At 72.0% G+C, this 13,340-nt stretch carries 14 protein-coding genes; 9 read left to right on the top strand and 5 right to left on the bottom strand.

Features of this window, described 5'->3' with window-relative positions; all coding sequences use genetic code 11:
- Positions 1-4: 4 nt before the first annotated feature.
- Positions 5-1,597, top strand: a complete 1,593-nt coding sequence (locus tag ABR737_RS37150) for a CoA transferase (protein WP_350255561.1) — start codon at positions 5-7, stop codon at positions 1,595-1,597.
- A 245-nt stretch (positions 1,598-1,842) separates the two neighbouring features.
- Here ABR737_RS37150 and ABR737_RS37155 read toward each other — a convergent pair whose 3' ends face one another.
- Positions 1,843-2,460 carry a TetR/AcrR family transcriptional regulator gene (locus tag ABR737_RS37155; RefSeq protein WP_350255562.1) on the bottom strand — a complete coding sequence of 206 codons (618 nt, stop codon included), beginning with the start codon at positions 2,458-2,460 and terminating at the stop codon, positions 1,843-1,845.
- A 65-nt stretch (positions 2,461-2,525) separates the two neighbouring features.
- Between ABR737_RS37155 and ABR737_RS37160 the strand changes: the two genes are divergently transcribed.
- The 3 genes from ABR737_RS37160 (at position 2,526) to ABR737_RS37170 (ending at position 5,054) form a co-directional block, all read left to right on the top strand.
- Positions 2,526-3,860, top strand: coding sequence for an alpha/beta hydrolase (locus tag ABR737_RS37160; RefSeq protein WP_350255563.1), 1,335 nt, complete (start codon positions 2,526-2,528; stop codon positions 3,858-3,860).
- 206 nt (positions 3,861-4,066) lie between these two features.
- Complete coding sequence (locus ABR737_RS37165; RefSeq protein WP_350255564.1) at positions 4,067-4,633, top strand: GNAT family N-acetyltransferase; 567 nt, start codon at positions 4,067-4,069, stop codon at positions 4,631-4,633.
- 13 nt (positions 4,634-4,646) lie between these two features.
- On the top strand, positions 4,647-5,054 hold the full coding sequence (locus tag ABR737_RS37170; protein WP_350255565.1) for a glyoxalase superfamily protein: 408 nt from the start codon (positions 4,647-4,649) through the stop codon (positions 5,052-5,054).
- Here the strand turns inward: ABR737_RS37170 and ABR737_RS37175 are convergent.
- A complete protein-coding gene (locus ABR737_RS37175; RefSeq protein WP_350255566.1) occupies positions 5,035-5,370 on the bottom strand; it encodes a DUF6204 family protein in 336 nt (111 codons plus the stop codon). The genes ABR737_RS37170 and ABR737_RS37175 overlap by 20 nt on opposite strands.
- Before the next feature lie 108 nt (positions 5,371-5,478).
- Between ABR737_RS37175 and ABR737_RS37180 the strand changes: the two genes are divergently transcribed.
- The 3 genes from ABR737_RS37180 (at position 5,479) to ABR737_RS37190 (ending at position 9,679) form a co-directional block, all read left to right on the top strand.
- Positions 5,479-6,384: an arginase family protein gene (locus ABR737_RS37180; protein WP_350255567.1), complete on the top strand. Its 906-nt coding sequence runs from the start codon at positions 5,479-5,481 to the stop codon at positions 6,382-6,384.
- A gap of 108 nt (positions 6,385-6,492) precedes the next feature.
- Positions 6,493-8,520 carry a DUF5107 domain-containing protein gene (locus ABR737_RS37185; protein WP_350255568.1) on the top strand — a complete coding sequence of 676 codons (2,028 nt, stop codon included), beginning with the start codon at positions 6,493-6,495 and terminating at the stop codon, positions 8,518-8,520.
- Between the two features lie 235 nt (positions 8,521-8,755).
- On the top strand, positions 8,756-9,679 hold the full coding sequence (locus ABR737_RS37190; protein WP_350255569.1) for an NADP-dependent oxidoreductase: 924 nt from the start codon (positions 8,756-8,758) through the stop codon (positions 9,677-9,679).
- 157 nt (positions 9,680-9,836) lie between these two features.
- On the opposite strand, the gene ABR737_RS37195 is transcribed toward ABR737_RS37190, so the two are convergent.
- Both ABR737_RS37195 and ABR737_RS37200 read right to left on the bottom strand, forming a co-directional pair.
- On the bottom strand, positions 9,837-10,148 hold the full coding sequence (locus tag ABR737_RS37195; RefSeq protein ID WP_350255570.1) for a hypothetical protein: 312 nt from the start codon (positions 10,146-10,148) through the stop codon (positions 9,837-9,839).
- A 358-nt stretch (positions 10,149-10,506) separates the two neighbouring features.
- Complete coding sequence (locus ABR737_RS37200; protein WP_350255571.1) at positions 10,507-11,307, bottom strand: alpha/beta fold hydrolase; 801 nt, start codon at positions 11,305-11,307, stop codon at positions 10,507-10,509.
- Positions 11,308-11,438: 131 nt separating this feature from the next.
- On the opposite strand from ABR737_RS37200, the gene ABR737_RS37205 reads away from it, so the two are divergent.
- Positions 11,439-11,969 (top strand): PadR family transcriptional regulator, encoded by a 531-nt coding sequence (locus ABR737_RS37205; protein ID WP_350255572.1) that lies wholly within the window; start codon positions 11,439-11,441, stop codon positions 11,967-11,969.
- Positions 11,970-12,192: 223 nt separating this feature from the next.
- Positions 12,193-12,852, top strand: coding sequence for a LysE family translocator (locus ABR737_RS37210; RefSeq protein WP_350255573.1), 660 nt, complete (start codon positions 12,193-12,195; stop codon positions 12,850-12,852).
- Positions 12,853-12,898: 46 nt separating this feature from the next.
- Here ABR737_RS37210 and ABR737_RS37215 read toward each other — a convergent pair whose 3' ends face one another.
- Complete coding sequence (locus ABR737_RS37215; RefSeq protein ID WP_350255574.1) at positions 12,899-13,258, bottom strand: VOC family protein; 360 nt, start codon at positions 13,256-13,258, stop codon at positions 12,899-12,901.
- Positions 13,259-13,340: the final 82 nt, after the last annotated feature.

A 13,340-nucleotide genomic window follows, 5' to 3' on the forward strand; every position in this document is an offset into this window, starting at 1 on the left:
CGCCATGGGGCGAGGACACGCGGTTGCGGGGCACAACGGTACGGAGCTGGCCTGGGCGGCCCTGGGCGGCGACCCGGCCCTGACGGAACGGATCACCTACGGCGGTCCTCCCGGTCTGCTGCCGGCCCGGCTGCCGGTCATGTCGCTGGCCCGGTCCACGGTCGCGGTCTGCGCGCTGGCCGCGGCCGAACTGGCGGCCCGGCGCAACGGCGGCCCGGTGCCCGCCGTACGCGTCGATGACGGCGCGGTGGCCACCGCCTTCCTCAGCGAACGCCACCTGCGGGTCGACGGCCGCGCCTGCTCGTCCTTCGCGCCGCTCTCCCGCTTCTGGCGCACCGCCGACGGCTGGGTACGCACCCACGCCAACTATCCGCACCACCGCGCCCGGTTGCTCCGCGCGCTGGACCTCCCCGAGACCGCCGGGGAAGCGGAGGTCGGGGCCGCGCTCTCCGGCCGCCGGGCCGAGGAGATCGAGGAGACGGTCTGTGCCGCGGGCGGACTGGCCGTCGCCGCCCGCACCCCCGAGGAGTGGCGCGCCCACCCGCAGGGCGCCGCCGTGGCCGCCCACCCGCTGCTGACCCTCGCCCCCCTCGGCGACGCCCCGGCTCGCCGGCTGCCGCCACCGGCCGGCCCGCCGACGCTCCCGGCCGCCGGGCTGCGGGTGCTGGATCTGACCCGGGTGATCGCCGGGCCGGTGGCCACCCGCACGCTGGCCCTGCTCGGCGCGGAGGTTCTGCGGATCGACGCCCCCCACCTGCCGGAGAGTCAGGACGCCCACAGCGACACCGGCTTCGGCAAACGGTCCACCGCCCTCGACCTCGGTTCACCCGCCGGCCGCGCCTCCTTCGAGGAACTGCTCTCCCGCGCGGACGTGGTGGTGACCGGCTACCGCCCCGGCGCACTCGACCGCTTCGGCCTCACCCCCGAGGCACTGACCGCGCGCCGCCCGGGGCTGGTGGTGGCCCGGCTCTCCGCCTGGGGCGACGACGGGCCGTGGGGCGGCCGGCGCGGCTTCGACAGTGTGGTGCAGGTGGCCACCGGAATCGCCGCCGCAGAGACGGACGCGGACTCCGTACCCGAGGACTCGGAAGAGAGCAGAGGCGGAGCGATGCGCAGCGGCACTCCCGGCGCACTCCCCGCCCAGGCACTCGACCACGGAACCGGATACCTGCTGGCCGCGGCCGTGCTCCGCGCACTGACCGAACAGTCCCGCACCGGCGGCTCGCACCTCGCCACCCTCGCCCTGGCCCGCACCGCGCGGTGGCTGATGCACGACCTGGCGGACGACGCCGAGCCGCACCCCGGACCCGGGACCCCCGGGCCGCAATCGGAGGCGCCCGGCGCCGGCGCCTACGACCTCGCGCACCACCTCCGCGAAACCGACAGCCCCCTCGGCCGGCTCCGCCACGCCCTCCCGCCCGTCTCCTTCCACGGCGCCCCGGCCACCTGGGCGACCCCACCCGGCCGCTGCGGCACGGATGCGCCGGTGTGGCAAGAGGAGCGGGTGGTTGCGGAGGCGGGGGACAACGAGGTGTTGACCGGACTACCGAGCGACGCGCCGGGCCGCGGCGCATCCCCCAGCCGGTCCAGTCGGTAGATGTTGCGCATCCGAACAAGTAAGGAGCACAGCAAAGTTGGACGAGTTCTCGCGTGATGCCCGATCGATTCGCCTGCCGCGGTGGGGGTATGTGGCCGCGAACCCGGCGTGGTGCCGTGGCTTGTCTTCGATGAGGAGGGGCGGGCTGTCGAGCCGGTACGCCGGCATCTGATCGATTTCGTCGCCCGGTACAACCGGCCCGGCAGCGTCCGCAGCTACGCATTCGACCTGCGGCCTTGATCCTGTCAAGGAGCGAGTTCGGCCTGGCGAAGGCTGCGGAACACCGCCGGGGTCGCCCATCCGCGCAACGTGGCGTGAATCGCCGGTCGGAATGCGGCCTCGGCCGTGGCGGCATCGAGGGCCCCAGCCAGTTCGAGAGTCACGAGCCCGTGCAGGGTGGCCCAGATCGACAGGGCGATCGACGTTGCTTCGCCGGCGAGTACGGACGCCGCCAACGCGTGATCGATCGCCGCGAGGAGCGGGCGGATCGGGTCACTGGCGCCGGCCTCCCCCGACGGATCGAAGGACTGCACACCACCGAACAGCACGGTGTACAGGTGGCTGTGTCCGCGCCCCCAACGACGGTACGCGACGGCCAGCGCGTAGAGGTCGGTGAGAGGGTCCGCGGAGGTCTGCAGCGCCGACAGTTCCTGGAACAGGCCGGCGACGGCTCTGTCGCGCACCGCACCGATCAGCCTGTCCTTACCGCCGAACAAGGAGTACACCGCCGTCGTCGACGTCTCGGCGGCAGCGGCCACGGCGCGGACCGTGACCGACTCCCGCGGACGGGTGGCGAGCATCTCGGTCGCGCACACCACAAGCCGCTCTTTGACGGCCTCGTCATTTGTTCTCGGCCTACCCACGACCAGCAGCCTACCCGCTCTGATAACGTCGTTTTGAAACGGTGTTCTGAAACTGGAGGTCCGCTGTGCCCACGTTCGCCATACGCCTCGTCCACTTCACCGGACGCTTACTGCTGGCCCTGGCCGCTGTCGCGACGCCGGTCGTCGTCTTTCTCGCACTGATCGCCCTCACGGACGGGGCAGGCTCGGGGCTCGCCGCATGGCTGACGACCCTTGGAGTCGGGGCTGTCCTCGCCATGTGGCGGGGTCGGCGCCGCACTTGGCCGGTGCGGCTCGTGCCGTTCCTGCCGGTGGTTGTCGCGGCGGCATTGACGGCGGCGGTCTGCATCCCGACCGTGCCGAAGGACCGGCGGTACCCGCCCGCCCTGCCGTTCGTGACCACGCAGCACTGGAGCCTGCCCACAGGCAGCCGGGTCGCGGTGTATCACTACCCGCCCGCGAACCCCGGCACCAGGCATCCCATCCCGTTCGTATACCTCAACGGCGGACCGGTCCGTGGCATCTCGGTGCACGACCACCGGTTCCTGCAACTCCTGGCACGCCAGGGCTACGACGTCTACACCTACGAACAGGCCGGTGGCGGACGAAGCGACCTGCTCCCCATGGGCCAGTACACGATCTCCAGGTCGGTCCGCGACCTCGCCGCCTTCATCGACCGCCTCAACAAGGGCAAGGTCGACATGCTCGGATTCTCCTCAGGCGGGGTCGTGCTCACCCGAGCCCTGGCCGACCCGAGCGTCGCCGCACGCTTGCACCGGGCGATCATCGCCGAGCCCGGCCCCATGGACGGCCCCACCGCACACATCACCGGGCACAAGGGCCGAAAATCCGCACAGGGCCTCGCGCCGGCCATGACCGGACCGCGATCGACACACGTCCCCCGGTACGCCGTGGCGTTCGGTCTCATGCGACTCGGACTTCTCACCCCCGACACCGGACTGATCGGACAGGCCGAAGGCGACAACGCTTTCACCGCCGCAGACCTCGGCAGCGACACCGCATCCGCATACTGCGCGCGCGACGCGCACCGCATACCAGCCGAGAACACCGCACAGAACTTCTCCTTCAGCCCCGCCGCCAGCCTTCGCGTCGAGCAGACAGTCAAGGACTCGCCCTCCATCGCACCGCTACTGAGGCGGTCCCGGACCCCCGCGATGCTGATGATCGCCGAGTGCTCCTCCCAGGTCCGTCAGTGGGAGACCAGCATCCTTGCCCATGACCCCGCCATCCAGCGCACGCAGTACATGCCCGGAGTCGGACACCACATGTGGAACGGGCTGGATGACAACAACGACCGAGCCGCCGCCGTCATCACTGCGTTCCTTCAGGACAAGCCGGCCCCCCTGCCGAACTACCCGACCCGCGATGAGATCCTCACCTTCCTGCGCGAGCGCAAATGACCACGCCGCAGCCCGTCACCGGCAACGGCGGACGAACCCTCGAAGCCGTCCGGGCCGTGCGCCAGGTACAGCCGAAGACGACCCCTTGGTCCGGGAGTGGGCCGGAGGCCAGGCGCCGGTGTGACGTCGGGCGGGGCCCTCGCAACTGGCGGCGGCACCACCGCAAACTGCTGGCCCACCGCCTTCCCTCTCCGTACGATCCTCCGGTGACGACCAACGACCGCTACCTCGCACAGGGCCCGCGGGTGGGCATCCGGCACTTCACCGCCGCCGACCGGGACGAGTTCACCGCGCTGGCCCGGCAGAGCGCGGATCTGCACCGCCCCTGGCTCTTCCCGCCGGCCGAGGACGCCGCTTACGACGCCTATCTGCACCGGCTCCAGGACCCGCAGCGCGCGGGCTTCCTGATCTGCGAGCTCGACGGCGGCCGGATCGCCGGCTACCTCACGATCAACAACATCGTGCACGGCGCGTTCCGTTGCGGCGCGATCGGCTACGGCGCCTTCGCGCACGCCGCCGGGCGGGGGCTGATGAGCGAGGGCCTGCGGCTCGTCCTGCGCCATGCCTTCGGACAGATGGGGCTGCACCGGCTGGAGGTCAATGTCCAGCCGGCCAACGAGCGGTCGATCGCCCTGGTCAAGCGGGCCGGATTCCGGCTGGAGGGGTTCTCCCCGGACTTCCTCTTCGTCGACGGTGCCTGGCGCGACCACGAGCGCTGGGCGATCACCGCCGAGATGGTCGCCGCCGGGATGGCCGCCGGGGAAACCGTGTGATTCCCTGTCCGCCATGGACATCGTCTTCCACCGCAGCGTGCCGGTTTTCCGGATCTTCGACGTGGTCAAGGCCCACGAGTTCTACGTCGATTACCTCGGCTGCACGGTCGACTGGGAGCACCGCTTCGAACCCGGTATGCCGCTCTACACCCAGGTCTCGCGCGGCGACCTCGTGCTGCACCTGTCGGAGCACCACGGCGATGCGACGCCCGGCTCCACGCTCTACACGGAGCTCGGCGGGGTGCGCGCGCTCCACGCCGAACTGGCCGGCAAGGACTATCCGTACCTGCGCCCCGGTCTGGAACAGGACGAGACGGGAACCTCGCTCACCCTGACCGACCCCTTCGGGAACCGGCTGCGCTTCAACGAGCCGGGCGACGGGACGTCCCGGGACAGCACGCCTAGCGGGACTTGCGGTTGATCTTCATGGTGTCCATGTCGGTGGCCGTGGACCGCAGTTCCCGCCAGCCGAGGCCGGCGGCCTTCAGCGCACGTTCCGCCTTGTCCTCGGCGAGCGCGGCCGCCATCTCCTCGCCGTCCGCCGCGTCCGAGACGATGACGAAGCGGTAGCTGAAGGAGTGCAGCGCCCTGTCGTACACCAGGGAGCCCTCGGGCGTGAACCGGTGCTGTGCCAGGCCGTGGTCGTCCACCTCGGCGAGCAGCTCGGCCCGCGACTGCGGCGTGAGATCATCCCACTTGCCGCGGACGATGACTCGGTAGGTGTGCTGGGTCGCCATGGGGCCGTGGTCCGTTCTGCCGTTCGCCGGTGAGCCGAGCCCACAGGCTATGTCGGCGGATCTTCCGAGGCCTCCCCTTTTTCCGTGCGCCTGTGTGACGATCCCCGTATGCGCCGGACCGTACTGATCGATGCCCCTTCCAACCTGGGCCTGCGGCCGCCCGCGCCCGGCACCGTCCCCGGCTGCTACAAGCTCGCGGGCGCGCTGCGCGAACAGGGGCTGCTGCGGCGCTTGGGCGCGCTGGAGGGCGGTGTGGTGGTGCCGCCGCGCTACGACCTTGGGGAGTGGCGGGAGGGAGACGGAGACTTCAACGCCCCCGCCCTCGCCGCCTATACGGGCAAGCTCGCCACGCGCGTCCAGGAGCACGTCCGCAGCGGTGACTTCCCGGTGGTGCTGGGCGGGGACTGCAGCATTCTGCTCGGGGTGGTGCTCGCGCTGCGGCGGCTGGGGCGGTACGGCGTGGCCTACCTCGACGGGCACGGCGACTTCCGGCACCCGGGCAATACGGCGGTCTCCGGTCCGCTCGGTGCCGCGGCCGGGGAGGGCCTGGCGCAGATCACCGGGCGCGGGCAGGCGGACCTCACCGATATCGAGGGGCTGCGGCCGTACGTCCGCGACGAGGATCTGCGCGCGCTGGGCCTGCGCGACGCCGACGAGGACCAAGAGGAGTTGACCGCCCTCGGCATCGGCCACGCCCCGGTCGGCGAGATCCGCCGTCGCGGCCCGGAGACGGTGGCCCGCGACGTCCTCGCCCACTTCGCGCGCTCGCCCCTCGACGGCTTCTGGATCCATCTCGACGCGGACGTCCTCGACCCGTCCGTCATGCCGGCCGTCGACAGCCCCGACCCGGGAGGCCTGCTCCTCTCCGAACTCCGCGCGCTGCTGGACCCGTTGGCCGCCTCGCCGCGTTGTGTCGGCATCAACGTCACCATCTACGACCCGGACCGCGACCCCGAGGGGACCGGCGCGGTGCTGCTCGCCGATCTCCTTGAAGACCTCTTTGCGCAACCCTGACCCCACCCGGCGGCGAGGAGCCCTGTGCAGCGGGGCGATCACGCGGTTCCCTGGTCAACAGGAGGCCGCCGCAGCCGGGGTGGCCCGGTCCAGCATTGCGAGGCAGCCGTGGCCACGAGAGTGCGACGCAACACCCTGACCCTCCCCGCAGCCCCCCTCGGCCCCGACAACCCCCTCCCCGCGCTGTGCGTCGGCCAGGACCTGCACCGCATCGAGACCCGGGACGCCCACCTGCCCGCCGATATGGCACGGCAGATCGACGGTGCGCCGCTGCGCTCGATCCTGCCGACGCGGATGCGCGACGGCTATGGCCGCACCCGCCGCCCCACCGGCCTCGACGCGCTGGTCATCGAGAACGACCGGCTGCGCGCCACCGTCCTGCCCGGCCTCGGCGGCCGGGTGTACTCCCTGCACCACAAGCCCACCGGCCGGGAACTGCTGTACCGCAACCCGGTGTGGCAGCCCGCGGCCTTCGCCCTCAACGGCGCCTGGTTCTCCGGCGGCATCGAATGGAACATCGGCGCCACCGGCCACACCACCCTCGCCTGTGCCCCGCTGCACGCCGCCCGTGTCCCGGCGCCGGACGGCGGGGAGATGCTGCGGCTGTGGGAGTGGGAACGGCTGCGCGACCTGCCCTTCCAGGTGGACCTGTGGCTGCCCGACGGCTCCGACTTCCTCCACGTGGGAGTCCGGATCCGTAACCCGCACCCCCACACCGTCCCCGTCTACTGGTGGTCCAACATCGCCGTTCCCGAGGACGAGCGCACCCGTGTCCTGGCCCCCGCCGACGAGGCCTGGCACTTCGGCTACGAACGGAACCTGCGCCGCGTCCCGGTCCCCGGCCTCGACGGCGTCGACCGGACCTACCCGCTGCGCAGCGAGCACCCCGCCGACTACTTCTACGAGGTACCCGACGGCGCCCGCCGCTGGATCACCTCCCTGGACGCCGACGGCCGCGGCCTGGTGCAGACCTCCACCGACACCCTGCGCGGCCGCAAGCTCTTCCTGTGGGGCGCCGGCCGGGCCGGGCGGCGCTGGCAGCAGTGGCTCACCGAGCCGGGCACCGGCGGCTACGCCGAGATCCAGGCCGGTCTGGCCCGTACGCAGCTGGAGCAGGTACCGCTCGACGCGGGTGGGGAGTTCACCTGGCTGGAGGCCTACGGGCCGCTGGCCGCCGACGCCGCGACCGTGCACGGCGCGGACTGGGGCGCGGCCCGCCGAGAGGTCGCGGCCCGGCTGGAAGCCGCCCTGCCGCGCGCGGACGTCGATGCCGCGTACGCCGCCTGGCTGCCGTACGCCGACCAGGAACCGAAGGAGCCGCTGGCCACCGGCTCCGGCTGGGGCGCGCTGGAGACCGTCCGCGCGGGTCTGGAACTGCCCGGTACACCCTTCGACGCGGCCACGCTGGGCGCGGAGCAGGAGCCCTGGCTGACACTGCTCAGAACCGGGGACCTGCCGGCCGGCCGCCCGGTGCCAGGACCGGCGCTGGTCGGGCCGGCCTGGCGCGATCTGCTGGAGTCCGCTCCCTCGGGCGCGGCCACCGACTATCACCTGGGGCTCGCCCAGTGGCACGCCGGCGACCGCGCCCAGGCGGTCCGCAGCTGGGAGCGTGCGCTCGGGCACGGTGGCGCGGGGGCTCTGCCGCTGTACTGCCTGGCCGTCGCCGAAGCGGAGGCGGGTGAGACCGGCCGCGCCGCGGACCGCTACCTGCAGGCCTGCGACGAAGCGGCGCGGGCGGCAGCGGAGCCGGGCCAGGATGCGCGGGAGTGGCGGGCGGTGTGCTCCGCCCTCGTCCGGGAGGCGGTGCCCGTGCTGCTCGCGGCCGGCCGTACCGACGAGGCGGCGCGGCTGCTGGCGGCCCTGCCGCAGCCCGGTCCGGCCGACGGCCGCTTCCGGTTGCTGACCGCACAGGTGCTGCTCGCCCAGGGGCAGCCGTCCGCCGCCCGGGAGATCTTCGACGCCGGCTTCGAGATCGCCGCGCTGCGGGAGGGCGAGGAGGCGCTGGCCGACACCTGGTACGCCATCGCCGAGCGGCTGGTCGCGGGCGGCGGACCGGTCACCGAACAGGTCCGCGCCGAGGCCCGTTCCCGGCATCCGCTCCCGGAGCGGTACGAGTACCGGATGCGGCCGGTGTAGCCGCTCGGTCCGCGGGGCGGTACCTGCGCCGCCGGCCCTCGTCCCGCCGTCACCCTGGTGGCTCGGCCGCCCGCCGTCACCCCGGCGGCTTGTCGGGCACCGCCGTCCGTCACCGCCGTCCGTCACCGCGGCCCGTCACCGCCGCGGCGCCCCGGTCGTCGCACGCCGCGTACGCCGATTCGGTGACCTTCCGCGACCCTGGAATGATCCCCGGTCGTCACGCGTTGTGACGGTCATGAAAGCAATCATCGCAAAGAGCTACGGCGGCCCCGAGGTCCTCGAACACACCGACCGCCCCGATCCGAAGGTGGGCCCGGACTCCTTCCTGATCCGGGTCAAGGCGGCCGGGGTCAACCCGGTGGACTGGAAGATCGTCGCCGGCTATCTGGACCCGATGATGGACGTGCACTTCCCGCTCATTCCCGGGTGGGACGTGGCGGGCGTGGTCGAGGCGGTGGGCGCGGACGCCACGGAGTACGCGGTCGGCGACGAGGTCATCGGCTATGTGCGCAGGGACGAGGTGCAGCAGGGCACCTACGCCGAGTTGGTCGCCGCGCCGGTCAGGACGCTGGCGCGCAAGCCCGCCTCGCTCAGCTGGCAGCAGGCCGCCGGACTTCCGCTCGCCGGCCTGACGGCCTATCAGTCGCTCAAGCGGGTCGACGCGAAGGCGGGCGAAACGGTCCTGGTGCATGCCGCAGCAGGAGGTGTCGGCTCCCTCGCCGTCCAGATCGCGGTGGCACGGGGCGCCCGCGTCATCGGCACGGCGAGCGAGCGCAACCACGACTTCCTGCGCTCCCTGGGCGCCGAGCCGGTCACCTACGGTGACGGTCTCGCCGACCGGGTGCGGGCTCTGGCGCCCGAAGGCGTCGACGCGGCCGTGGACTTCGTCGGCGGTGGCGCCGTGGAGGTCTCGCAGGAACTCCTCAAGGACCGCAGCCGGGTGGCGTCGATCGCCGACGGTGAGGCCAGGAACAAGGGCGGCCACATGGTGTGGGTGCGCCCGGACACCGCCGATCTGACCGCCCTCGGCGCACTCGCGGACGCCGGAAAGCTGACCGTGCCGGTCGAGGTGATCTTCCCGCTCTCCGAGGCCGCCGAGGCGTTCCGGCGGAGCATGGCCGGGCGGACCCGCGGCAAGATCGTCCTTGAGGTGTCCTGACCTCGGCCGGTGCGCAACTGCCGATAGATGCAGTGGGAGTGGGGCGCGATGGGAGTGGGACCGCCGCCCCCGGACAGAGGCGGCGGCCCGCACCGCTGTGATGACGGCATGTCGGGGCCGTGACCGAGGACGAGGCGAGTCGCTTACCTCTGACGGGTCAGTCGCTGACCTCTCCGACGACAAAGCGGCGAGCCTCACGGCGGCCTGCGTAGCGTTCCTTGCGGTTGCTCTGCCGAGCCATCTGCTGGCGCTCCTTGACGCAGCCGCGCACACTGCACCCCGAACAGCAGGTGCGACGGAACAGCAGCGCGCCGGGGTGCTCCCACCGGCAGCGAGTGTCCGGCGCCTCTCCCGTTCCCGTCGGGTCCGGCGGCAGATCACAGGCACCGTAGCGGTGATCGTGGACAGGCCGCGGGTTGTGCTCCGCGTAGCGCACCCACAGCGGCTTCGTCCTGTCCGTACGGGACATCTCGTTCCTTCCGGAACCGCCGCCCGGGCTCCGGACCTTCCGGGCGGGCGGCTAGGTTCGCCACTTCACGGCGACACGCTCCTTCCTTCGTCTGTGGCACCGGCCGGGCATCTCGGCTCCGGCCGGGCGGATTCAGCGCCCCTTGTGCCGGACCCGGTGGATCCACCAGGGCAGCTACCGCAACCACGGCAACCACGGCAACCACGCCATCTACGGCAACCGGCCACCGCCAGGCCCTCCTTGGTTCGGCGGGCACGGCAGTGCAGGGGTGCCCTCCACGGGAGTGGAAAGCCTTCCAGGCTATCGGCAACTCACTTCGCGTGCATGGAGTTTGCCGATCTTGCCGTCGCGAGGAGCGTTACACCGACGACGGAGCCGTGCGGTCCAGGAATTCCCTTACCGTCACACCCAGCTCCGCCTGGTGCGTGAGGTAGAAGTCGTGGTGCCCGTCGATCGTCACGACCTCCGTGCCGGGCCGGCGACGCACCATCTCCTCGGCGTGCCGGCGCGGGACGACCGGACTGCGCCCGCCCCGCACGACCATCAGCGGCTGCTTGGCGGCGGTGAAGTCGTCCCACCAGTCGCCCCGGACGGCGGCCTTGGTGGCGTGCACTTCCTCCGCCCGCCACAGGAACCGCCAGCCCTCCGGTTCCTCCACCGCGCTCTCGGTGAAGTGCCGGGGCTCGTCCGCAAACGCGAGTGCGTCCAGCATCGCCCGCATGCTCGGGAAGCGCGTCGGCAGCGCGAGCAGTTGATCGTCGCCGAGCGGCGCCCGGTACTCCGCCGGAAAGTCCACCACGACCACGGCCGCGACCAATCCCGGTCGCTTCGCGGCCAGTTGATACGCGGTGATGCCGCCGAGTGAGTGTCCGACGATCGCCACGGGGCCGAGGCCGAGGTGTTCGACGAGCGCCGCCGCATCGCCGATATAGCCCTCCCGCCCGTAGTCGTCGGGGTGGTCGGAGAGTCCGTGGCCGCGCTGGTCGAGCGCGATGAGCCGGTATCCGGGGCCGAGGTGGTCGGCGAGCCCGAGCAGGGACCGGCCGCGTCCGTAGGCGCCGTGCAGTGCGAGGACGGGGCGGCCGGTGCCACCCAGGTCGAGGTAGGCGAGCCGTATGCCGTCCGGGGTGCGGAAGTACTGCGTGGTTGCCGTCGTCATGACTTTGACTCTAACAGAGGTACCTCTATTAGAGTCATGACTTTTAGAGGCATCTCTACTAGAGGCATAGCCCCCGCCGCGGCTACTGTGGACCGCCACGACGACCGCGAAGTACGCACCTCGGAGGCCCGGTGCTCACCCTCTGCATCCTCGGATTCCTCGACGAGGAACCCCTGCACGCCTACGACCTGCGCGCCCGCATCTCCGGCCTCAGCGGCCATGTGCGTCCCGTGAGCGACGGAGCTCTCTACCCCGCCATCAAGCGACTGGAGGCCGCCGGGCACCTCACCCGCCACACCGAGCCCGGCGAACGTGCCACACCCCGCCAGGTCCTCACCCTCACCGCATCCGGACGGGCCGAATTCCTGCGCCGGCTACGCGAGCCCGCCGACCTCGAGATCACCGACCGCAACTCCTTCTTCATCCTGCTGGCCTTCCTCGGCCGGCTGCCCGACCCGGCAGACCAGGCCCGCGTACTACGCCGTCGCCTCGCCTTCATGGACGAGCCCGGCAGCTACTTCTACGAGGACGGCCGCCCGCTGCGCGCCCGCGACATGACCGACCGCTTCCGGCGCGGCATGCTCCACCTCGCCCACGCCACCAGCAAGGCCGACCGCGCCTGGCTGGAGCGCACCGTCGGAGAGCTGGCAGCCGACATCTAAGGGCTGCCCCGGTCCTCTTGGGCTCCCTCGGGCCTGTCCGATGGCCAGGACCGGAACGGCAGAGCCGGAAGGCAGGGTGGAAGGGCAGAGCCGCAAGGGCAGAGCCGCAAGGGCAGAGCCGCAAGGGTGGGGCCGGAGAGGTAGAGCTGGAAGCGCGGAGTCGGGAGGGCCGGGGCGCCGGATAAGGTCGTCCGACCGGATCCTCGTACGACAGGAGACCGCCGTGACGGCTGCGGTAGTGGGCTTTGCGCTGTTCGCCCTGGTGATGACGATGACTCCCGGCCCGGACACCCTGTTGGTGCTGCGTAACTGCGTGCGGGGCGGACGGCGTACGGGGGCGGCCACGGCCGTCGGCGCCGCGCTCGGTTCGCTCGCCTGGGCGGTCGCCGCGGCGGTCGGGCTCGCGGCGGCACTGCAGCGGTGGGATGCGGCGTTCACCGTCGTACGGCTGGCCGGCGCGGCCTATCTGGCGCTGCTGGGCGCGCAGGCGCTGTGGGCCCACCGGCGGTCGGGCGCGGTCGCCGGGTCCGGGGACGCGCCCTCGGCGGCGCCACCGGACTGCTCCGCCGCGCGCCTGGGACCGGTGCGGGCCTTCCGGCAGGGGCTGTTGAGCTGTCTGCTCAACCCCAAGGTCGGCATCTTCTTCGTGGCCGTGGTGCCGCAGTTCCTGCCCGACGGGCACTCGGTCCTGGGGGCGACGCTGTTCCTGGGCGCGATCGATGCCGCCATCGCGGCGGGCTGGCTGCTGCTGGTCGTCGTCTGCGCCGGCCGACTCCTGGAGCGGCTACGCCGGCCCCGCGTCCACCGCAACCTGGAGCGCGCGACGGGCGGGGTGCTCCTTGCGCTCGGGGTAGGGACGGCGGCAGAGACCGTCGGGGGGTAGAGGGGGCGGGGGCCTTGCGCTCTTACCTGCACGCCGCCACCCGTGCCTAGGCCTCCGCCTCCTGCTTCCGGTCGACGTACTCGAAGATTGAGCCGTCCGGGTGGCGGGCGACCAGATTGCGGCCGATGGGTGTCGGCAGCGGACCGGCGACGATGTCCGCGCCGACGGCCCTCAGATCGGCCACCGCGTCGTCCACATCCTTGACGGCGATGGTCGCTGTGATCTTCCGCAGCACCGACAACTCCGCTTCGGGACCGCTCATCAGGAAGAAGCATCCGACGGCCGCGACCGCCACTCCGCCGCGCTGGAAGCGGACCGCTTCGGCGCCGGTCAGCCGTTCGTAGACGCCGACCGCCGCATCGAGATCGCCGACGCACACCCGCAATGAGGTCCCGAGAATGTCCATACGGGCAACCCTAGTTGGATGGTCCGCAGGTACGCGATCACTTGGTCGTCATCGACCGCTCTCCGTCGGGTCTTGTGACGAG

The organism is Streptomyces sp. Edi2 (genome assembly GCF_040253635.1).
GTDB lineage: Bacteria > Actinomycetota > Actinomycetes > Streptomycetales > Streptomycetaceae > Streptomyces.

Bases quoted from the DNA above. Each gene is read 5' to 3' on its own strand.
- ABR737_RS37170 (WP_350255565.1), top strand. From the start codon at position 4,647: ATGGACATCGTCTTCCACCGCAGCGTGCCGGTTTTCCGGATCTTCGAC.
- ABR737_RS37200 (WP_350255571.1), bottom strand. From the start codon at position 11,307: ATGACGACGGCAACCACGCAGTACTTCCGCACCCCGGACGGCATACGG.
- ABR737_RS37175 (WP_350255566.1), bottom strand. From the start codon at position 5,370: ATGGCGACCCAGCACACCTACCGAGTCATCGTCCGCGGCAAGTGGGAT.
- ABR737_RS37180 (WP_350255567.1), top strand. From the start codon at position 5,479: ATGCGCCGGACCGTACTGATCGATGCCCCTTCCAACCTGGGCCTGCGG.
- ABR737_RS37190 (WP_350255569.1), top strand. From the start codon at position 8,756: ATGAAAGCAATCATCGCAAAGAGCTACGGCGGCCCCGAGGTCCTCGAA.
- ABR737_RS37195 (WP_350255570.1), bottom strand. From the start codon at position 10,148: ATGTCCCGTACGGACAGGACGAAGCCGCTGTGGGTGCGCTACGCGGAG.
- ABR737_RS37215 (WP_350255574.1), bottom strand. From the start codon at position 13,258: ATGGACATTCTCGGGACCTCATTGCGGGTGTGCGTCGGCGATCTCGAT.
- ABR737_RS37150 (WP_350255561.1), top strand. From the start codon at position 5: ATGGGGCGAGGACACGCGGTTGCGGGGCACAACGGTACGGAGCTGGCC.